Annotated in this window: 24 protein-coding genes; 10 read left to right on the forward strand and 14 right to left on the reverse strand. The window is 34.6% G+C overall.

The window, feature by feature from the left end:
* Window positions 1–69 precede the first annotated feature (69 nt).
* Entirely contained in the window at window positions 70–969 is a 900-nt protein-coding gene (locus tag NO995_RS04320; protein ID WP_258226420.1) for a metallophosphoesterase family protein, read from the forward strand.
* A gap of 100 nt (window positions 970–1,069) precedes the next feature.
* The gene (locus NO995_RS04325; protein ID WP_258226421.1) at window positions 1,070–1,651 is read left to right on the forward strand and encodes a cytochrome c; all 582 of its coding nucleotides are present in this window, start codon (window positions 1,070–1,072) and stop codon (window positions 1,649–1,651) included.
* 70 nt (window positions 1,652–1,721) lie between these two features.
* Here the strand turns inward: NO995_RS04325 and NO995_RS04330 are convergent, their stop codons facing one another.
* From NO995_RS04330 to trmB, 8 genes are all read right to left on the reverse strand, one after another.
* A complete protein-coding gene (locus NO995_RS04330; protein WP_258226422.1) occupies window positions 1,722–2,228 on the reverse strand; it encodes a ferritin in 507 nt (168 codons plus the stop codon).
* Between the two features lie 88 nt (window positions 2,229–2,316).
* Window positions 2,317–2,619: a hypothetical protein gene (locus tag NO995_RS04335; protein ID WP_258226423.1), complete on the reverse strand. Its 303-nt coding sequence runs from the start codon at window positions 2,617–2,619 to the stop codon at window positions 2,317–2,319.
* A gap of 37 nt (window positions 2,620–2,656) precedes the next feature.
* Complete coding sequence (locus tag NO995_RS04340; RefSeq protein ID WP_240572114.1) at window positions 2,657–2,986, reverse strand: 2Fe-2S iron-sulfur cluster-binding protein; 330 nt, start codon at window positions 2,984–2,986, stop codon at window positions 2,657–2,659.
* 192 nt (window positions 2,987–3,178) lie between these two features.
* Window positions 3,179–3,424 carry a NifU family protein gene (locus tag NO995_RS04345; RefSeq protein ID WP_258226424.1) on the reverse strand — a complete coding sequence of 82 codons (246 nt, stop codon included), beginning with the start codon at window positions 3,422–3,424 and terminating at the stop codon, window positions 3,179–3,181.
* The gene (locus NO995_RS04350) at window positions 3,425–4,564 is read right to left on the reverse strand and encodes an Mrp/NBP35 family ATP-binding protein (RefSeq protein ID WP_258226425.1); all 1,140 of its coding nucleotides are present in this window, start codon (window positions 4,562–4,564) and stop codon (window positions 3,425–3,427) included.
* A gap of 165 nt (window positions 4,565–4,729) precedes the next feature.
* Complete coding sequence (locus tag NO995_RS04355) at window positions 4,730–5,059, reverse strand: MGMT family protein (protein WP_258226426.1); 330 nt, start codon at window positions 5,057–5,059, stop codon at window positions 4,730–4,732.
* 1 nt (window position 5,060) lies between these two features.
* The gene (locus NO995_RS04360) at window positions 5,061–5,690 is read right to left on the reverse strand and encodes a LysE family transporter (protein WP_240572118.1); all 630 of its coding nucleotides are present in this window, start codon (window positions 5,688–5,690) and stop codon (window positions 5,061–5,063) included.
* A 2-nt stretch (window positions 5,691–5,692) separates the two neighbouring features.
* Window positions 5,693–6,367 (reverse strand): tRNA (guanosine(46)-N7)-methyltransferase TrmB, encoded by a 675-nt coding sequence (trmB, locus tag NO995_RS04365; protein WP_258226427.1) that lies wholly within the window; start codon window positions 6,365–6,367, stop codon window positions 5,693–5,695.
* A 111-nt stretch (window positions 6,368–6,478) separates the two neighbouring features.
* Between trmB and NO995_RS04370 the strand changes: the two genes are divergently transcribed.
* Complete coding sequence (locus tag NO995_RS04370) at window positions 6,479–7,525, forward strand: glycosyltransferase (RefSeq protein ID WP_258226428.1); 1,047 nt, start codon at window positions 6,479–6,481, stop codon at window positions 7,523–7,525.
* Here NO995_RS04370 and NO995_RS04375 read toward each other — a convergent pair.
* Entirely contained in the window at window positions 7,508–8,551 is a 1,044-nt protein-coding gene (locus NO995_RS04375; RefSeq protein ID WP_258226429.1) for a cell wall metabolism sensor histidine kinase WalK, read from the reverse strand. The two genes, NO995_RS04370 and NO995_RS04375, sit on opposite strands and share 18 nt — an antisense overlap.
* Window positions 8,551–9,231 carry a response regulator transcription factor gene (locus NO995_RS04380; protein ID WP_240572122.1) on the reverse strand — a complete coding sequence of 227 codons (681 nt, stop codon included), beginning with the start codon at window positions 9,229–9,231 and terminating at the stop codon, window positions 8,551–8,553. Before NO995_RS04380 ends, NO995_RS04375 begins: the two co-directional genes overlap by 1 nt.
* Window positions 9,232–9,443: 212 nt before the next feature.
* On the opposite strand from NO995_RS04380, the gene NO995_RS04385 reads away from it, so the two are divergent.
* The 4 genes from NO995_RS04385 (at window position 9,444) to NO995_RS04400 (ending at window position 14,636) form a co-directional block, all read left to right on the forward strand.
* On the forward strand, window positions 9,444–9,785 hold the full coding sequence (locus NO995_RS04385; RefSeq protein WP_258226430.1) for a T9SS type A sorting domain-containing protein: 342 nt from the start codon (window positions 9,444–9,446) through the stop codon (window positions 9,783–9,785).
* A 112-nt stretch (window positions 9,786–9,897) separates the two neighbouring features.
* On the forward strand, window positions 9,898–11,694 hold the full coding sequence (locus NO995_RS04390; RefSeq protein WP_258226431.1) for a T9SS type A sorting domain-containing protein: 1,797 nt from the start codon (window positions 9,898–9,900) through the stop codon (window positions 11,692–11,694).
* A gap of 203 nt (window positions 11,695–11,897) precedes the next feature.
* Complete coding sequence (locus NO995_RS04395; RefSeq protein ID WP_258226432.1) at window positions 11,898–13,574, forward strand: lamin tail domain-containing protein; 1,677 nt, start codon at window positions 11,898–11,900, stop codon at window positions 13,572–13,574.
* A gap of 81 nt (window positions 13,575–13,655) precedes the next feature.
* On the forward strand, window positions 13,656–14,636 hold the full coding sequence (locus NO995_RS04400; RefSeq protein ID WP_258226433.1) for an acyl transferase: 981 nt from the start codon (window positions 13,656–13,658) through the stop codon (window positions 14,634–14,636).
* A gap of 123 nt (window positions 14,637–14,759) precedes the next feature.
* Here NO995_RS04400 and tyrS read toward each other — a convergent pair whose 3' ends face one another.
* Window positions 14,760–16,055, reverse strand: coding sequence for a tyrosine--tRNA ligase (gene tyrS, locus NO995_RS04405; protein ID WP_258226434.1), 1,296 nt, complete (start codon window positions 16,053–16,055; stop codon window positions 14,760–14,762).
* A gap of 89 nt (window positions 16,056–16,144) precedes the next feature.
* On the opposite strand from tyrS, the gene NO995_RS04410 reads away from it, so the two are divergent.
* Window positions 16,145–17,152: an NAD-dependent epimerase/dehydratase family protein gene (locus NO995_RS04410; protein WP_258226435.1), complete on the forward strand. Its 1,008-nt coding sequence runs from the start codon at window positions 16,145–16,147 to the stop codon at window positions 17,150–17,152.
* Here the strand turns inward: NO995_RS04410 and NO995_RS04415 are convergent.
* Genes NO995_RS04415 through NO995_RS04425 form a run of 3 tightly spaced genes read right to left on the reverse strand, consistent with a single transcriptional unit; the run spans window position 17,115 to window position 19,706 of the window.
* Complete coding sequence (locus tag NO995_RS04415; protein ID WP_240572128.1) at window positions 17,115–17,630, reverse strand: DUF4296 domain-containing protein; 516 nt, start codon at window positions 17,628–17,630, stop codon at window positions 17,115–17,117. The two genes, NO995_RS04410 and NO995_RS04415, sit on opposite strands and share 38 nt — an antisense overlap.
* Window positions 17,630–18,976, reverse strand: a complete 1,347-nt coding sequence (locus NO995_RS04420; protein WP_258226436.1) for a dihydroorotase — start codon at window positions 18,974–18,976, stop codon at window positions 17,630–17,632. The genes NO995_RS04415 and NO995_RS04420 overlap by 1 nt, the downstream gene beginning before the upstream one ends.
* 7 nt (window positions 18,977–18,983) lie before the next feature.
* A complete protein-coding gene (locus tag NO995_RS04425) occupies window positions 18,984–19,706 on the reverse strand; it encodes a polyprenol monophosphomannose synthase (protein ID WP_258226437.1) in 723 nt (240 codons plus the stop codon).
* Window positions 19,707–19,829: 123 nt separating this feature from the next.
* Here NO995_RS04425 and NO995_RS04430 point away from each other — a divergent pair, with 123 nt between their 5' ends.
* Both NO995_RS04430 and NO995_RS04435 read left to right on the forward strand, forming a co-directional pair.
* Window positions 19,830–20,477, forward strand: a complete 648-nt coding sequence (locus tag NO995_RS04430) for a DUF4271 domain-containing protein (RefSeq protein WP_258226438.1) — start codon at window positions 19,830–19,832, stop codon at window positions 20,475–20,477.
* 20 nt (window positions 20,478–20,497) lie between these two features.
* Complete coding sequence (locus NO995_RS04435; protein ID WP_240572132.1) at window positions 20,498–21,247, forward strand: uroporphyrinogen-III synthase; 750 nt, start codon at window positions 20,498–20,500, stop codon at window positions 21,245–21,247.
* The last annotated feature ends 24 nt before the right edge of the window (window positions 21,248–21,271 follow it).

The following is a 21,271-nucleotide window of genomic DNA, read 5'->3' on the forward strand; positions in this document are numbered from 1 at the left end:
TAATTATTAATTAACTTGAAAAAGTGTTTCAATACATATTGAAACACTTTTTTATTTACATTTACTGTAATGTTTTCAAGTAAAAAAAGATTAGACAATGCCTATAACAAAGCTAAAATCATCAACTTCGATGATGATAGTAAGTTTATTCTTTTTAGTGACTGCCATCGAGGCGACAATAGCTTTGCCGACGACTTCGCAAATAACCGCAACATATACTTCCATGCTTTAAAACATTATTTTGCTCAAGGTTTTCAGTATTGCGAACTAGGCGACGGCGACGAACTCTGGGAAAACCTGTCTTTCGAACCTATTTTTGAAGCCCATAAAAATGTATATATGTTGATGAAGCAATTTCATGAACAACAACGTCTGCATATGATATGGGGTAACCACGATATGGTTTACAGGAACCCGAATTATGTTAAAAAACATTTAGAGACGTATTTTGATGCCGAAGCAGGAGATGACAAACCCCTGCTTAACGATTTAACATACCACGAAGGTATTATCCTAAAACATATTAAAACCGGGCAGGAATTATTTTTAACTCACGGCCATCAAGCCGACCCTTGGAATTACAGTTTTTGGAAATGGAGTCGTTTTTTAGTTCGCATCCTATGGAAACCACTTAACGTTATAGGTATTTCAGATCCCACCCGTCCCGCAAAAAATCACAAAGAGCTCATTAAAGTTGAACGTCGAACAAAAAAGTGGATTACAGAAAATAATAATCGTATTACTATAGCAGGACATACCCACAGACCACGATTTCCGGAACCAGGAGACATTCCATTCTTCAACGATGGCAGCTGTGTACATCCAAGATGCATTACTGGTATTGAAATTGAAAACGGTAACATCACCCTAATAAAATGGCTTGTCGACACCAATGACGATGGTGTTCTTCAAATTGTTCGTGTTGTTCTTGAAGGGCCAAGAAAACTAACAGACTACTCTTACAAATAACTGACAATCTAAATTTCCCACTCAACTTATTGATTTATCATTGTTTAATACATTAGTAATTTCACTAACTTTACTATAATCACCAACCAACTTTTAAACTATGAAATCAAAAATTTTACTATTCGCCGTAGTGAGCATGCTCGCTTACTCCTGTAATTCTCGTACTGATAAAAAAACGACAGAAATGGAAGTTGAAACCATAGAGCAAGAACCTATTAATCTTGTTGAACGTGGCGAATACCTTGTCGATTTAGGAGGATGCCACCATTGTCACTCACCAAAGGTTATGACAGATCATGGCCCTGTTCCAGATTCTAATCGTTTACTATCAGGTCACCCGTCCGATGAAGTCTTGCCTCCATATGATAAGGAAACCGCTAAAGGTTACGCACTCTTCTCTATGGGATTAACATCTACAACCGGTCCTTGGGGCACATCTTTTGCGGCTAATTTAACACCTGATGCAAGTGGTATTGGTACATGGAGTGAAGCGCAATTTTTCAAAGCTATACGTGAAGGTAAATCAAAAGGTCTGGATGGTGGCAGAATGCTGTTACCACCAATGCCATGGCAGGATTTTGCAAAACTTAACGATGAAGACATCAGGGCGATTTTCACGTACTTAAAAAGTCTACCAGCAGTTGAAAATGTGGTTCCTGCGCCAATTCCTCCCGGTATGTAAGTCATAAACATAAAAAAAAACGCTTCTTTTTAAAGAAGCGTTTTTTTTTATGTTTTAGAATTGTAAAGGACTATTCCGTTGGAATTCTTTCGTCTATCATTTTTAATGGCATCCCTTCCATTAGTCCAAAAATATCTAAGATACTTCTAAACGTATCTTCCTCTTCGGCTTGTTCAGAAATAAACCATTGTAAAAATACTTCAGTTATAAAATCATCAGCATTTCTCGCAGCTTTAAATATTTTAAAAATAGATTGTGTTACGCTTATTTCTTGTTCTAATGCCGTTTCGTAAATAGAGATAAGACTTTCAAAATCATTATTTACATTGGTAACATTAGGCGAAATAGCAGCACCTCCATTATCATTTATAAATTCGAAAATCTTCATAGCATGTTCTCTTTCTTCTTCGGCTTGCTTGTAAAAAAGAGCTTTACTATTTAACAATTCGCGTTGATCGCACCAAGATGCCATAGCCAGATATGAAGCAGAAGCTTTCATTTCCATCGCTATTTGATTATTTAATAAGTCCATCACGTCCGGGTGGATAGACATTTGTTTTCTAACTATTGTGTTCATAATTGCGCTTTTACACAAAGTTACAATAAAATGAAAACGTTAAAACGAATGCATAAAATTTAAAAAAAGTCTAAATAAGCTTAAAATTTTATACTAAAACGAAGGAAGGTGTGTGAAAAAGTAAGTCTAATTCCTCCTTTAATTCTAATAATTGAGGAATTTCTAAAAAGATTAAATGTTCTTTACCGGCTACAAAAAGTAATACAAAATTCTCGTTATTAACAATTCTAGTCAGCGAACTATAAGTTGTTAATTCGTTTATTTTACGGCGTAATTCCAAAACTTGCGGAAAACTTAAGCTAATGGTTTTGTTAGGAGTAATTAACTCATACTTACAAAACGTAAGGTGCTTAATCTGGTAGCCTGTATTTATATCTATCTCTAAATTCACGAGGGCAAATATAGAATTTATTTAGAATAAATAAAAATTAACTTTCAGGAGCTAATTCCACTTCAAGACCATCCATTTCCGGGGTCATTTGAATCTGGCAACCTAAGCGGCTATTATCTTTAACATCGAAAGCTTCAGACAACATAGCTTCCTCATCATCGCTCATTTCAGGCAATTCTGTATCGCTAAGTACATAACATTGACAAGAGGCACACATAGCCATACCACCACAAATTCCAATAGTCCCTTCCGGAGCTAATTCGTAGCTGCGTACAACTTCCATTAAATTCATGGCCATATCTGTTGGTGCTACTACATCATGTGTTACACCATCTCTGTCTGTTATTTTTATATTAATGTCGCTCATCTTCTTTCTCTAATAAAAACCGAAAAATTATTTTTGCAAATGTAATGCTTAAAATTAATTTGCAAATCTTTTTCCTATTAATTTGATAGGAAAAACAAAAAAAATAAAGAATTACTAAAATTCTTTATTTTTTTCTGTTCCTTTATTATATAAATGGAGCTATAATTGAACGTTTTCTATGAAACTCTTCAATTAAACCGCAATATTGACTACTTTTTCAATCTGCGGAACGTGCTTTTTAATAGTCATTTCCACACCCGATTTTAAAGTCATTTGATTTACACTACAGCCCACACAAGCACCTTGCAACTGAACTTTTACCAGTGTATCGTTATCTTCAATAGATAACAAAGAAATATCGCCACCATCACTTTGTAAAAATGGACGAATCTCTTCTAACGCTTTCTCGACATTAAGTCTAACTTCTTCTGATGTCATTTATTTAGTTTTAACTGCTGAACATCCAGCCATCGTTGTTATTTTAATAGCTTCTGTAGGTGGCAAATCTTCATTACGCTTTACTACTTCCTGAACCACATTTTGTGTGATTTTTTCAAAAGCTTTTTCTAAAGGTGTTGCCGTTTGTAACGCTGCCGGACGACCAACATCACCAGCTTCACGAATACTTTGTACCAATGGCAATTCTCCTAAAAACGGTACCTCTAAATCTTCAGCTAAATTTTTAGCACCTTCCTGACCAAAGATATAATATTTATTATTTGGTAACTCTTCAGGTGTAAAATAAGCCATATTCTCAATAATTCCTAATACAGGTACGCTAATGCTATCTTGTTGGAACATTGCCACACCTTTTTTAGCATCGGCTAAAGCCACATTTTGAGGCGTACTTACCACAACCGCACCAGTAATTGGAAGCGATTGCATGATACTTAAATGAATATCTCCTGTTCCTGGAGGTAAGTCTAATAATAAGAAATCTAATTCTCCCCAATGTGCATCAAAAATCATCTGATTTAACGCTTTTGCTGCCATTGGTCCTCGCCAAACTACTGCCTGGTTAGGTTGGGTAAAGAATCCGATGGATAATACTTTTACGCCGTAATTTTCAATAGGCTTCATTTTCGATTTTCCATCAACATTTACCGCTAAAGGTCTACCTGCTTCAACATCGAACATAATTGGAATAGACGGTCCGTAAATATCGGCATCTAAAACTCCAACTTTGAAGCCCATTTTAGCCAATGTTACTGCTAAATTTGCTGTTACTGTAGATTTCCCTACTCCTCCTTTTCCAGAAGCTACAGCTACAATGTTCTGAATTCCTGGAATAGGGTTTCCTTTTATTACATTTGCTTTAGGCTTTTCTGGTGCATCAACCTTTACATTCACTTTAATTTTAGCTTTTTCGTAAACCTGTTCGTGAATGGTTTTTAAAATATCAACCTCGGTACGCTTTTTAGCTTGTAAACTCGGATTTTTTATCGTGATATCTACAACAACCTCATCGCCAAAAACAACAACATTGGTTACAGCTCCGCTTTCAACCATATTTTGTCCTTCGCCAGGTACTGTTATAGATTCTAATGCTTTAAGTATGTCTTTTTTATTAAGCTTCATGCTCTATTTAGATTTATTCTAAGGCTACAAATATACTGTGAATTGTTCAGAATATAAAGCCTAAGGTATTGAAATGATTTATGGATGAATTTTATTTAATGATTATACGATGAATTCTGAATAAAACCTCATTTTATCTGTTAAACAAGTGGTTATATTGAAGAATTACAACTCTTCTGAAGGATTCCAAAATACCTCTTCAAAATCCTGAATTTGATTATCAATCACTTTTATGCCTTCGCTTTCCAAAAGTTGTTGCATTAAATTGGTGCCATCAAAATGTTGTTTCCCTGTTAACAGTCCCTTTCTATTCACTACCCGATGAGCCGGGATATCTTTCCCTGCAGAACCATTCATGGCATACCCAACCATTCTTGCACTTCTTGCTGCACCAAGATAATTGGCTATTGCTCCATAACTTGTTACCCTTCCGTAAGGTATTTGCCTGGCAACCTCGTAAACTTTATCGAAAAAATTCAGGGTTTCAGGCATCATATTACAACTCTTTAATAATGTTGATTAGTGTTACTATGGAAATAATTCCGGTAATGCCGCCAATCAAATAGTTCATACTTTTTTGAGAGGTAATAGGTTTATCCTTTATTTTATCGAAGAAAAACATGTAGATATACAGCATCACAAAAGTCCCCATCCCCGTTCCAATGACATAAGTCAGAATATCAATCTGATCGAAAGTTAACCAACCTACAGAAGCCAGAGTAATAGTCATGTACGCCTGATAAGGAATTGGAAATACATTGATTACCGACATAAACATACCCTGAAAAAAGCGACTGCGTTTGCTTCGCATTTCAATCTCTGCCACTTCCTTTGGATCTTTTTTCGCGACAAACAAAAAGTAAATGGTTATTAACACGAAAATTACAAAAGCCACACGCTGAAGAATATCAACCACATCGGTATGCTTACTTAAATATTGAGCAAACACCGAAGCAATATAGGTTTGTACCAAAACAATGACACAAACCCCTACCGAAAACATAATACCTCGTGTATGTCCTTCCTTAAGGCTAATTTTAGCAGCTGTCATATTAAGCAAACCTGGCGGAATCACGCCCACCAACGAAATAATTAAGCCTAAAAAAAAGATAACCGTAATATTCACAACTACTTAATTTTAAATCGAATATAGGTAATTGCTTTATTTTGCTCTAAATATTGTGATTCGTAAAACGTTTGAATACTGGTTACTTCCTCAGGACTTCCTTCCTGTTTGTAAACATTATGGTTGGCATATAATACTTCGTGACCTGCACCATGTAACAAACCAAGTGTGTAACCGTGCATAAATTCACTATCGGTTTTTAAATTTACTACACCTTCTTCCTTTAATATCTTCTTATAACGTGCTAAAAACTCAGCATTCGTCATACGGTGTTTGGTACGCTTGTATTTTATTTGCGGATCCGGGAAAGTAATCCAGATTTCATCGACTTCATTTTCACCAAAAGCATACTCTATAAGTTCTATTTGTGTACGTAAAAAAGCAACATTAGGAATATTTTCCTCCACAGCAGTTTTAGCACCACGCCAAAAGCGCGCGCCTTTAATATCGATTCCTATAAAATTTTTATCAGGATAACGTTGTGCTAACGCTACAGAGTATTCTCCTTTTCCACAACCTAACTCTAATACCAATGGGTTATCATTTTTAAAAACTTTTTGATTCCAGTTCCCCTTTAATTCATACTCCTCATTTACCAATTCGTCACGTGTTGGTTGATACACGTTTGAAAAAGTTTCGTTCTCTCTAAAACGTCTCAGTTTGTTCTTGCTTCCCACAGATAATTACTATTTTTAGTGTTATTAATACCCTTCAATTAAGAAGAAAATAAATATTTGGTAAAATTAAGGAAATATACGAGAGCGTTTATATACATACCTTTGATTTTAATGAAAAAACGAATTTTAGTTGCACCCTTAAACTGGGGTTTGGGTCATGCCACAAGATGCATCCCTATTATAAAGGCTTTGTCTGCTAATGGTTTTGAACCCATTATTGCGAGTGATGGTGTTGCCCTTTCGCTGTTAAAAAAAGAATTCCCGAAGCTTACACACATTGAATTACCATCTTACAATGTGACTTATGCTAAAAACGGAAAATTCTTTAAATTAAAACTTCTGAAAGATTCACCACGATTATTACAGGCCATTTACAATGAGAAAAAAGCGACTGAAACCATTGTAAAAAACCATAACATTTCTGGAATTATTTCAGATAACCGTTTAGGTGTTTACAATAAGGCTGTACCTTCGGTTTTCATTACACATCAATTAAAAGTATTAAGCGGATCTACAACATGGCTTAGCACAAAAATGCATGAAAAATTCATTAAAAAGTTCAATGTATGCTGGGTACCAGACACAAGTGACAAAGTTAATTTAAGTGGGAAGCTGGGCCACGTAGACGCTTTTGAAATACCAACAGAATATATTGGTCCGTTAAGCCGATTTGAAAAAAAGGATATTCCTTTTAAAAATGATTTAATGGTTTTACTGTCGGGTCCGGAACCTCAACGCACTATTCTTGAAGACAAACTACTTTACGAGCTAAAAAACTACCAAGGGAAAGTGGTTTTCATAAAAGGACTCATGCAACCTAAACAAACCAAGAAACAATTCGACAACATCACGGTGTATAACTTTATGACTTCGGAATTATTAGAAAAAACCATAAACGAAAGTGCTTTGGTAATTTCCCGATCAGGTTATACAACGGTTATGGATTTGGCAAAGCTGAACAAAAAAGCCTTTTTTATTCCGACACCCGGTCAATTTGAACAGGAATATTTAGCCACGCGTTTAACCGAAGAAGGCCTGGTACCGAGTTGCATGCAGGAAAAATTTACACTTGAGAAATTAGAAACTATAGCCGAATTCAAAGGCTTAACAGCCTTCAACTTTGAAGCCGACTTTAAGCGTTTATTTAACCTTTTCTAAAGTGAATGAAAACTCACTTCCTACGCCAAATTCACTTTCTACGTATATTTTTTCGTCGTGGGCCTCTATAATATGTTTTACAATAGATAATCCTAAACCAGAACCACCTTCTTTACGCGAGCCACTTTTATCAACTCGATAGAAACGTTCGAATAAACGAGGTAAGTGCATTTTAGCAATACCTTCGCCGTTATCGGTAACGCGAACAATTACTTTATTTTTTATCAGGTTTTCAATACTAATTTCGGTTGTTCCTTTTTCATTTCCGTATTTAATGGAATTTACCACTAAATTAGCTACCACCTGTTGAATGCGTTCCTTATCAGCCTTAACGAAAATAGGTTCTTTATAAACCCGGTCGAAGGTTAAAGTAATTTTCTTTTTAGAGGCTTTCATCTCTAACATATCAAAAACACTTTTTACCAACTCTACAATATCAAAAACCTCGATATTTAAACTTAAATCACCAACCTCAAGTTTGGTAATCATATCTAAGTCCTTAATAATATAGCCTAAACGCTCGACACCTTTACTCGCTCTTTCAAGATATTTTTCACGAAGGTTTTTGTCTTCCATCGCACCATCTAATAAGGTTAAAATATATCCCTGAACAGTAAACAACGGCGTCTTTAATTCGTGTGAAACATTTCCTAAAAACTCTTTTCTGTAATTTTCACGCACCTTAAGCGATTCAATTTCTATTTTCTTATCACGTGCAAACTTATCGATTTCCTCGGTTAATGTCTGCATATCGGTAGTGATGGTACGCTTGGTTAAACTGGTAGATTCTAAAAGCGTTAGATCGTCGTAAATTTTCTTTACACGTTTATAGATTAAACGTTCTATCCTTGACTGAATCATTAGAAACGAAAAAGCATAAGTACATAAGGCTAAAAGCAATATATACCCAAAACTGAAGGTGTTATTAATATATAAAAAAACACTCGTAAAGAGCGTTATAAAACCTGTTATATATAGCGATGTAATTACCGCGAATCTATATGATTTTTTAAATTTTGGTTGCATTAATCTACAAACTTATAGCCTACTCCTTTAATGGTTTTAAAACTATCATCACCAATTTTTTCACGTAATTTACGAATATGAACATCAATAGTTCGTCCGCCAACTACTACTTCATTACCCCAAACCGTATCTAAAATTTCATCACGTTTAAACACCTTTCCAGGCTTTGATGCTAATAAAGATAATAATTCAAATTCTTTTCTAGGCAAAATAATCTCTTTTCCTTTTGAAGTAATTTTATATTCATCTCTGTTAATTACCAAACTACCTAATTTAACCGTATCGGTAGCTTCTTCATCTTTAAATCGACGTAAAAGTGCTTTAACTTTACTTACTAGAACCTTTGGTTTAATTGGTTTGGTAATATAGTCATCGGCACCGGCATCAAAACCTGCTACCTGAGAGTAATCTTCGCCTCTGGCTGTTAAAAATACCACCAGTGTATTCTGTAAATCCGGATGCTTTCTAATAAGCTCACAAGCCTCGATTCCATCCATTTCCGGCATCATAACATCTAAAATGATTAACTGAGGTAATTCTTTTTTAGCTTTTTTTACCCCCTCCTGACCATTCTCAGCAGTAATTACTTGATAACCTTCACTTGATAAGTTGTAACCAACAATTTCTAAAATATCTGGTTCATCATCTACAAGTAGAATTTTGATGTCTTTTTTGTTCATATTATTTAGTATGTAGAATACTGTTTTTTTTGATTTCTGCATCAAAGATATAACTTAAACCAAAACTGTTAACTCTACGTATATTTAATAACACTAAGATAACAAATAGATTACACAATCTTAAAATTTTCGACCAAAAGCGAGTTTCTTTAACGGTTTTTTGGCATCACTTTTGCAATAATTTCTTAAATTTACAATATCGAATAGCACCTATGAAAAAAAACTACGTTTTAATTCTACTTCTTTCTTTAGCATTGTCTACCAGCCAATTAAACTGGGGACAAAATAGTGCTAACGGAAATGCTATTCAACAAACTATCGAAAATCTTTCTATTTATCCTAATCCGGTTAGTAGCGGCAGAACTTTCATTTACATTACCACAAAACAAAACTTAACAAAGAAAATTGAGTTTTTTGATGTTTTAGGAAAGCGCATATTTACTACAACGCTTACCGGCAAAGAATTAAATATCTCAGAATTCAGTAAAGGAGTTTACATCCTAAAAATTACCGAAAATGGCATTAGTGAAACCCGCAAATTAGTGATTAAGTAAACTTATTGTTATATCAAAGTTAAAAATCAACTTTAACATTCTTACTTACAGGTTTTTACATAAATAATACGTATTTTTAGTACATCTTAATGTATAATTAATCTTACGTAACATGAAAAAACTTTACTTTTTATTTATTACACTTTTAATTACTTCACTTTCTTTTGGGCAAATTGAAATTTTCAATGTCGCTGGTGGTGGAACTTTACCAACTGGCTGGACTTCATCTAACCCTATAACTACAAATGACATTGATAGAAGCTCTTATTATTTAGTAGAAACAGACGGAACTGATTATGATATAATTACCACGAATGTAATTGATTTATCAGCATATGCATCAGCTATTTTAAATTTAGACGTTGCTACTTTTGGTTCAGGCACAAATAATCCTGCCAAAATTGAAATTTCTTATGATGGCGGAACTACATTTACTCAAACGGAAGTAACAAACACCCCTTCTTCCTCTACATATATAGAAGGAGGACCTATAAACCTTAGCAGTGTTTCAAATCAAGTGCAAATAAGAATCTCTAACAACGGAATTGCCAACAAAGGGGTTAGACTAAGAAATCTTGTTTTAACGGCATATTCTTCATCACCATATATAGAAGTTACTTCACCTACAAATAACTCCACCTTTGCTTCCGGAACAGCTACTGTCGACGTTAATTTTAACACAGGAAACACTTCTGCAGGCGACCAGGTTAATATCACCATAAATGGTGGTACAACGAATACAAATGTAACTAGTCCTTACTCTATAAATACTACAGATGGCGAATCTTACTCGGTTGTTGTTGAATTAGTAGATTCAAGCGCAAACATTCTTGATTCTCAAACAATAAATTTTGAAGTATTATTTCCTTGTAATTTAGAAGTCGGCGCAATAGAAACTACCTGTGATACCTCTACTTCTGGAACCGATACTTACACCACAACAATAGCTTACACTAGTGGAGCAACTTCTCAATATACTATAGACACAGGTGGTATTGGGGTTGTAGGAGGAGACGATCCGACAAGTGTAGCTTCAGGAACAATAACAATCACAGGAGTAGATGAAGGAACTGATTTCACAGTTACATTTACCGGTAACCCTACTGATAGTAGTTGTGATTTTATTAGAAACATCTCATCACCTACGTGTGTTTCTGTCACTTGTGCAAATGCTGGTGATATTATTTTCACAGAAGTTATGCCTAACCCTAATGCAGTTATTGATCCAGCTGGAGAATATTTCGAACTATACAACACAACTTCTTCCGCTATAGACATACAAGGATGGATTATCAAAGACGATGCTTCTTCATCTGAAACACACACAATATCTTCATCTTTAGTAGTACCGGCTAATGGATACATCATTATAGGAAATGGCGCAACTCCAAACGGAGGAATAACCATGGATTACACTTATGGAAATGACATTTCTTTAGGTAATAGCAGTACTGACGGTTTAATTTTAGAATGTTCTACTACAGTTATAGACGAATTAATTTGGGATGGTAGTTTCCCTTTTTCCGCAGGTATTGCAATGGAATTATCCACAACAGCAATGAACAGTACAGATAATGACAGTAACTCTAATTGGGGTTTGGCTACTTCAACTTTTGGTTCTGGTGATTTAGGAACCCCTGGAGCAGTAAACGATTTTACACTATCAAACAAAAAATTCGAAATTGCTGGTTTCAACATGTTCCCTAACCCAACCTCATTTGGTTATGTAAATGTTACTGCTAAAAGCACTTCTTTAATGGAAATCGCAGTTTTCGACTTATTAGGAAAACAAGTGATTAAGCAATCTGTTTCAAACAAACTTGATGTTTCAAGTTTAAAATCTGGTGTTTATTTCATGAAAATTACTCAGGATGATGCTGTTTCAACAAAAAAATTGGTGATTAAATAATTTTTATTTTTATAAATTTAGGAGCGCTACCATTTGGTAGCGCTTTTTTATGTCATCTACTTTTGCTAAGGTAAGTAAAACACCATAGATACAACAGTAATTTCTATCACGGTAAAAACCCAACTTTAACATACTTATTTACAGGTTTTTATGCGGAATTTCGTAATTTTAATACACTTATTACTTAATTAATCTTACATAACATGAAAAAACTTTACTTTTTATTTGTTACACTCTTAATTGCTTCACTTTCTTTTGGGCAAAAGATGGTTATTACTGGTGTATTTGAAGGTCCCTTACCTGGCGGAAGCCCAAAAGTAATAGAACTTTACGTTAATGAAATCATTACTGATTTAGCTCCTTATGGAATTGGTTCTGCAAACGATGGTGGAGGTACCGACGGAGAAGAATTAGGTTTTCTTGGAACACAGTCTGCAGGAAATTATATGTATATTGCATACGAAGTAACACCTGGTGATTTCAACACTTACTTTGGATTAAACGCCAATTACATAGATGATGTTGCCAACATAGATGGAGGTGATGCTATAGAACTATTTTATAACGGCAACGTTATTGACACTTTTGGAGACATAAACACAGACGGAAGTGGTCAACCTTGGGCCTATGAAGGCGGTTGGGCATATAGGACAAGTGGTACCGGACCTGAAGGAACAACATTTTCAGTAACTAATTGGACATATAGTGGAATTAACGCAACCAACGGGTGTGCAACCAATGGTTCCTGTAGTTCTATGTTTCCAGTTGGCACCTACACCACAGTTGCCACTACCGACCCAGTAATTGAAACAATTGGAACTTCTGGAGACTTATTTTACTATGAGGGCAATGGTCCTTCTGGCGAAGAAAGCTTTTTTGTATACGGTTCTAATTTAACTACCGACATTGTTTTAACTGCACCTACAAATTTTGAAATTTCTTTAACCAGTGGAAGCAATTTTATCAATTCAATTAATATTTCTCCAAGTTCAGGAACTGTAGACCTCACAACTATTTATGTTCAAATGGTATCGGGGTTGGCTGCAAATAATTACAGTGATGATATAACATTATCGTCTACTGGAGTCACAGATAAAACTGTAAGCGTATCTGGAAATGTTTATTCTGCTTCAGTTTGCGCCAATATAGGTGATATTATAATAACAGAAATCATGCAAAACCCAAGTGCTACAGATGATAACGGTGAATATTTTGAAATTTATAATACATCTTTAGGTTCTATCAATCTGAAAGGCTATACCATTTCTGATGCCGGGACAGATTCCCATACCATTAATACGGATTTAATAATAGCTTCAATGGAATATGCTATTCTGGGAAATAACGGAGATTCTGGTACTAACGGAGGAATTACATTAGATTATACTTATTCCGGTTTCATTCTTGACGACATTTCTGATGAAATCATAATATCATGCTCTTCAACTGTAATTGACGAAGTACACTATGATGGTGGAGCAACTTTTCCTTCCCCTACAAATGCGAGTATGGAGTTATCAACTACCGCAATGAATAGTACGGATAATGATGACGGTGCTAATTGGGGAGTTGCTACCTCAACATTTGGCTCAGGTGATTTAGGGACCCCAAGAGCAGCAAATGATTTTACCTTGTCAAACAAAACATTCGATATTGCTGGTTTCAATATATCCCCTAACCCGACATCTTTAGGCTATGTAAATGTTACTGCAAAAAGTACTTCTTTAATGGATATTGCTGTATTTGATTTATTAGGCAAACAAGTGATTAAGCAATTTGTTTCAAATAAACTTGATGTTTCAAGTTTAAAATCTGGTGTTTACATCATGAAAATTACTCAGGATGGCGCTGTATCAACACGAAAATTAGTAATTAAATAAATTATCTTTTTATAAATTTAAGAGCGCTGCCATTTGGTGGCGCTTTTTTATTTTATCTACTTTTGCTAAGGTAATTTAGATATGATAGATACAACAGCCATTTTCAAGATAAAAACCGATCAGGAATTTGAAAACTTAGCTTTAGAGGTTTTCAAATTTCAGTTTAATAACAATCGGGTATATCGATCGTTTTGCGACTTACTTTACATTCATCCCGGTGATGTAAAATCTATAAACGACATTCCCTTTCTACCTATTCATTTTTTTAAATCCCATGAGATTTTAAGCTCTGAAGACGAAATAAAAACCATATTTACCAGTTCGGGGACAACAGGAAGTTTAACCAGTAAACATTTGGTTACCGATTTAAGTATTTATGAAGACAGTTTCTTTAAAGGTTTTGAATCGTTTTACGGCAAGGTTGCAGATTATGTGGTTTTAGCGTTATTACCGTCTTATCTGGAACGCGAAGGCTCTTCGCTAATTTACATGGTTGATGCCATGATTAAAGAATCTAAACACCCTGAAAGCGGCTTTTATTTGAACCACTTATCGGAATTAAAAGACACCCTAATTAACTTAGATGCTTCCGGGAAAAAGATTTTACTTATCGGAGTTTCATTTGCACTTCTCGATTTAGTTGAAGCACATCAGTTTCACCTAAAAAATACAATTGTCATGGAAACCGGAGGTATGAAAGGACGCCGAAAAGAATTAATTCGTGCCGAACTTCATCATATTTTGAAACAAGGGTTTGGTATCGATGCTATCCACAGTGAATACGGTATGACCGAACTATTAAGTCAGGGATATTCAAAGGGACATGGCATTTTTAATTGTCCTACGTGGATGCGTATTTTAACACGTGACACCGAAGATGCCTTAACCATTTTACCAAAAGGAAAAGCCGGTGGCATTAACGTCATTGACCTGGCAAATATTAATTCCTGTTCGTTTATTGCCACACAGGATTTAGGTAAAGTTTACGAGGATAATTCTTTTGAAGTGATTGGTCGTTTTGACAATTCTGATATTCGAGGGTGCAATCTGATGGTTTTATAAAATAACTGTAAGTTTTAATTAAAATATACGACCAAAGTCTTGCTGAGAAAGCAAAACTAAAAGATTAATTATTTTTAGGTTGGTTAATTAAAAAGCCTGATGTAAACATCAGGCTTTTTTCCTTTATACGATACTTAATACAAAGTAATTCTTTTTACCACGTTGCAGCAGCACAAACTTATCATTTATTAAGTCATCTGCAGTAATACTGTAGTCTTCTTTCACCTTTTCTTTATTAACTGAAATAGAGTTTTCTTTTAAAGCACGTCTGGCTTCACTATTCGATTTTAAGAACCCTCCTTTTTCAGCTAAAGCTCCGATAATATCTAATCCGTTTTCAATGTCATCTCTTGAAATTTCTGTTAACGGTACACCTTCAAAAACTTCTAAAAAGGTTTTAGCACTTAAGCCTTTTAAATCATCTCCTGTTGATTGTCCGAAAAGAATTTCACTTGCTTTAATAGCATTATCTAATTCTTCTTTTGAATGCACCATTATGGTGATTTCCTCGGCTAAACGTCTTTGTAAAGCACGTAAATGCGGTGCTTGCTTGTGCTCTTCAATTAAACCTTCAATCTCTTCACGTGACAAGAAAGTGAAAATCTTAATGTATTTTTCAGCATCAACATCACTGGTGTTTAACCAGTACTGATAAAATTTGTACGGTGATGTTCTTTCGGCATCTAACCAAATGTTTCCGCCTTCAGTCTTACCAAACTTCGTTCCATCGGCTTTTGTAATTAACGGCCAGGTTAATGCATACCCTTTACCAGAATCTACACGACGAATTAATTCCGTTCCGGTAGTAATGTTACCCCACTGGTCACTTCCTCCCATTTGTAAGGTACAGTTCTTTTCACGGAATAAGTGTAAAAAGTCATACCCCTGAACTAACTGATACGTAAACTCTGTAAAACTCATCCCTACTGAAGACTCTGAAGACAAACGTTTTTTAACTGAATCTTTAGCCATCATATAGTTAACCGTAATATGCTTACCAACGTCGCGAATAAATTCTAAGAATGAGAACTCTTTCATCCAATCGTAGTTATTCACAATAACAGCAGCATTTTCGGCATCGCTATCAAAATCTAAAAAGCGAGACAATTGCTCCTTAATCGCATTTTGGTTGTGTCTTAAGGTTTCTTCATTTAATAAATTACGTTCTGCAGACTTACCAGATGGATCTCCAATCATTCCTGTTGCTCCTCCTACAAGTGCCACTGGTTTATGTCCTGATAATTGAAAATGTTTCAGTCCCATAACACCTACTAAATGCCCAATATGAAGCGAATCGGCCGTTGGGTCTATACCAACATATGCTAAACGCATAGCTTCCATTAAGTGTTCTTCGGTACCTGGCATACTATCCTGGATCATTCCACGCCAAGTTAATTCTTCAACAAAATTCTTTATCATTACGTATTCATTTTTTATAAAAGTATGGCAAAGATAAAAATCAATGTAGAATTACTTTAGTATAATGAATAATTCTTTACATTAGTTGCATGATTTTAGTAACAGGAGGTACTGGTTTAGTTGGCTCACACTTACTTTATAAGCTTGTAAGTAACAACGAAAAAGTAAGAGCGATTTACAGAACTGAAGCTAAATTGGCTCAGGTAAAGGACGTGTTTTCTACTTACACCGAATCTTACGACAACCTGTTTAACTCCATAGATTGGGTACAAGCCGACCTTTTGGACATTCCTGCCTTAGAAGAAGCATTTATAGACATTGACTATGTTTACCATTGTGCTGCTTTTGTATCGTTCGAACCCGATAAATATCAGCTTCTCCGAAAAACCAATATTGAAGGCACAGCCAACCTTGTTAATATATGCCTGTCTAAAAACATAAAAAAGCTGTGTTATGTAAGCTCTATTGCTACCTTGGGCAAACCCATTAATAATGCTGTTATTAATGAAGAAACGGTTTGGAATCCTGAAGATGACAATAATGTTTACGCCATTACAAAATATGGAGCCGAAATGGAAGTCTGGCGTGGCACTCAGGAAGGCTTAAATGCCGTTATTGTGAATCCCGGTGTTATTCTGGGAGCTGGCATCTGGAAATACGGCACAGGACATTTATTTAAAAGAGCACTAAATGGTCTTAAATATTATACCTCCGGAACTATTGGATTAGTCGATGTAAAAGATGTTATTGAGATTATGACACAGCTTATGAAAAGTGACATCTCAAACGAACGTTTTGTTTTGGTTGCTGAAACCTGGAGCTACAAAAACTTCCTACAAGCTTTAGCAACTTCAGTAGACGGCAAAATACCAGAAAAATTAGCCTCTAAAAGCCTGTTAAGCATGGCATGGCGATTAGACTGGTTAAAACATGTGTTGACAGGAAAACGCAGACAATTAACAAAGCATCTAACAACAACATTATCATCTAACAAGGAATACAGCAGTTCTAAAATAAAAACAGCTCTAAATTTTAAATTTAAAGCTGTTAATACTACAATTACTGAGGTAGGGTATCTTTTTCTAAAAGAGGTTTAGCTAAAACACCTTCAGCTTTTATCTCCTCTTTATCTATTTTCTTTTTTTCAGAATTAATTAAAGAGTCTTTTACTTTCTCTAATTTCCTAATAGAGTCCAACTCTTTACGTCTTCGTATTTTTTGTTCTTCGTCCTGTTTCTTTTCCAGAACTTCTTTTAAACGATCAAGACTATCAATGGCTTTATCGAAAATATCCTGATACTGTTTTATGTGATAAGTATAATAGTCGTTACTTTCGGCAAACTGCAAACTATCAATACCATGCTTTTCAAAAACATAATTTTTCAGATCATATCCTCTATCTTCTAAAAACCGTTTATTAGTTCCATTTACAGAACCTACCAAACGAGCGTCAATTAGAATATTAATCATCTTATCCTTCGGAATTAAATTCTCAGGTTTTTTAGGTCCGCTTAAATTACCGCAAGAAGTCGCAATAAGAATGACACCCAAATATGTTATGAATTGCTTCAACATTATCTATTAAAAGTTAAACGCTTAGCCGCTTTTTCTTTACTGAATTTAGCATTTTGATACACTAAACTACCATTTACAAATGTATGCGTAATTCTGGACTTAAACGTTGTTCCTTCAAATGGAGACCATCCACATTTATATAAAATATTTTCTTTCTTAACCGTCCACGGATTATTCAAATCTACTAATACTAAATCGGCAAAATAACCTTCTTTAACGTAACCACGTTTTTCAATTTCAAATAAAATTGCCGGGTTGTGACACATTTTTTCAACCACTTTTTCTATTGAAATTTTACCACGGTGATACATTTCTAACATGGCCGGTAAAGCATGTTGCACTAATGGTCCACCTGAAGGCGCACTTGTATAAACGTTCTTTTTCTCATCTATAGTATGTGGTGCATGGTCTGTTGCAATAACATCAATACGGTCATCTAATAAAGCTTCCCACAACTGCTCTCGATCTTCCTTGGTTTTCACCGCAGGATTCCACTTGATTAATGTTCCTTTTTTCTCGTAATCTTCATCAGAAAACCACAAGTGATGCACACAAACTTCTGCGGTTATCTTTTTATCCTTTAAAGGAATCTTGTTACTGAATAGCTTAGTTTCTTTTCCTGTTGATAAATGAAACACATGTAAACGTGCTCCAGTTTTCTTTGCTAATTCTATCGCTTTCGATGAAGAAATGTAACACGCATCTTCACTTCTAATGATTGGATGACAGCTTACAGGAATATCCTCTCCATATTTATCTAAATGCTCCTGGAAGTTTTTCTTAATGGTTGCTTCATCTTCACAGTGCACAGAAATAACCATATTCGTGCTTTTGAAGATTTTTTCTAACACCTCAGGATTATCAACCAGCATATTTCCTGTTGAAGACCCTAAAAACAATTTTAATCCGGCAACACTTTTTGGATCTACCTTTAAAATTTCGTCTAAGTTATCGTTAGTACCACCAAACATGAACGAATAGTTGGCCGACGATGTTTCTGCTGCAATAGCAAATTTTTCTTCTAACTTTTCAACTGTTGTGGTTTGCGGATTGGTATTTGGCATTTCAACAAACGATGTGATACCTCCTGCAATGGCAGCTTTAGATTCGGTTTCAATATTTGCCTTATGCGTTAACCCAGGCTCTCTAAAATGCACCTGATCATCAATAGCTCCGGGCAACAAGTATTTACCTTCGGCATCAATAACATGTACATCGGATGATTTTGCACTTATAGAGTCACTTATTTCCTTAATATATTCGCCCTCTATCAATATATCCCCATTAAAAATGGTTCCTTCGTTTACAATGTGAGCGTTTTTTATTAACGTTTGTTTCTTTTTCATTATTTATCTACTTCTTAAATAAGCTTTTCAATTTCATTGAGATGACTCCAAAGATAGCTTCAGAAATTATGCCAGAACTTAATTTCGAATCGCCTCGGGTTCTATCGGTAAAAATGACAGGCACTTCAGCTATTTTAAAATCTTTTAAATAGGCTTTAAACTTCATTTCTATTTGAAATGCATAGCCTATAAATTTAATATTATTTAAATCTATGGTTTCTAAAACCTTCCTTTTATAACATACAAAACCTGCCGTGGTGTCGTGAATTTTCATACCGGTTATAAAACGTACATATTTTGATGCAAAATACGACATCAATACACGACTCATAGGCCAGTTAACCACATTTACACCGGTAACATAACGTGAACCGATAGCCAAATCGGCACCTTCATCATGACAAGCTGCATACAATCTCACCAAATCATCAGGATTATGTGAAAAGTCGGCATCCATTTCAAAAATATACTCGTATGTTCTTTCTAAACACCATTTAAAACCATGAATATAAGCAGTACCAAGTCCGGATTTTTCCTTACGCTGCTCTAAAAACAAACGATTAGGAAATTCCGATTGCAGTGCTTTCACCTTTAAGGCGGTTAGGTCAGGGGAATTATCATCAACTATAAGAACATGAACACCATTAGATTGAGAAAACACCGCTTTAATAATGGCTTCGATATTTTCAATTTCGTTGTAAGTAGGAATGATTACAATAGCGTTTGTCATTCTTTGGTGTTAATGAGACTTTAAAATTAATTTCAGCAAATGTACACTATTACGCGTTTATTTATTTTAAATATTCCTTAATAATTACCTTTTCTTATGAAATTTTTATAATAATTTTACAACATGCTTAGGGAAACGCTATCAAACGATTTATTCACTATTTTTATTATTATTGGCCTAATTACCGTAGCCATCACAAAACTTATTGCCCCTAAACGTTTTAATGATTTCACCTACGTTATTGGAAATTCGAAATACCTGAAAATTTACGCTCGAGAGCAAAAATTTTTAGACAAGTTTGAGGCCTTACTATTTTTCAATCTAATCCTTTCAGTTTCGGTTTTTGTTTACATCATTTACCTTAAAACGACTCACATTACAACCATTTACCTTGATGCCATTATTAAACTAGCAACGGGAATTGCTGTATTCTTTTTAATAAAAGTGCTTATTGAACGTTTGGTTGCCAGTATTTTTGAAATTGAAAAATTAACCGACCTCTATCTGTTTCAAAAGATTACCTACAAAAACTATTTAGGCCTGTTATTATTACCCATAAATGCCATTTTACTTTATAGTTTTACACCAAGTTTAAATTTCATTTATTTTATAATTATCTTTTTATTAATTATCAATGTAGTGGGACTAATTACTTCGTTTAAAGCCCATCAAAGTTTAATAAAACCTAACTTGTTTTATTTTATTTTGTATCTTTGCGCACTTGAAATCGCACCTTATATTATATTGTTCAAGGTGTTTATTTTTAAATGACAATCTAACAACTTGCGCCCATGAAAGTGAAAACCATTTTAGTATCTCAACCAGAACCTAAAATAGAAAACTCGCCTTACTTCGATTTAATTGAGAAACAAAAAGTAAAAATAGACTTTCGCCCTTTTATACATGTTGAAGGAGTTCCTGCTAAGGAAGTTAGACAACAAAAAGTTGATTTAAGCAAATACACTGCTATTATTTTAACCAGTAGAAACGCTGTAGACCATTTCTTTAGAGTAGCTGATGAAATGCGTTTTAAAGTGCCAGATACTATGAAATATTTTTGTCAGTCTGAAGCTGTTGCTTTTTATCTTCAAAAATATGTTGTTTACAGAAAGCGTAAAATCTATGTAGGTAAACGTACTTTCTCCGAACTTTCTCCTTTAATTAAAAAATATAAAGACGAGAAATTTTTATTACCTAACACCGATAAGGTGAAAGATGAAGTGCCAGACACTTTAAATGCTTTAGGAGTAGATTGGAAACAAGCTATTTTCTACAAGACTGTAATTAGTGATCTTTCCGATTTATCTGATGTTTTTTATGATATTTTAGTATTCTTTAGTCCATCAGGAATTGAATCATTATTCCACAATTTCCCGGACTTCAAACAAAACGATACTAGAATTGCGGTCTTTGGAAATACGACCATTCAAGCTGTAGAAGAAAAAGGTTTACGTGTAGATATTGCTGCACCAACTCCTGAAACTCCTTCTATGACTATGGCTTTAGAAAAATACATTGAAAAAGTAAACAAAGGGAAATAATTCTTTTCATAAACAAATAAAAAA

It is taken from the genome of Aestuariibaculum sp. M13 (genome assembly GCF_024723255.1).
Lineage (GTDB): Bacteria > Bacteroidota > Bacteroidia > Flavobacteriales > Flavobacteriaceae > Aestuariibaculum > Aestuariibaculum lutulentum.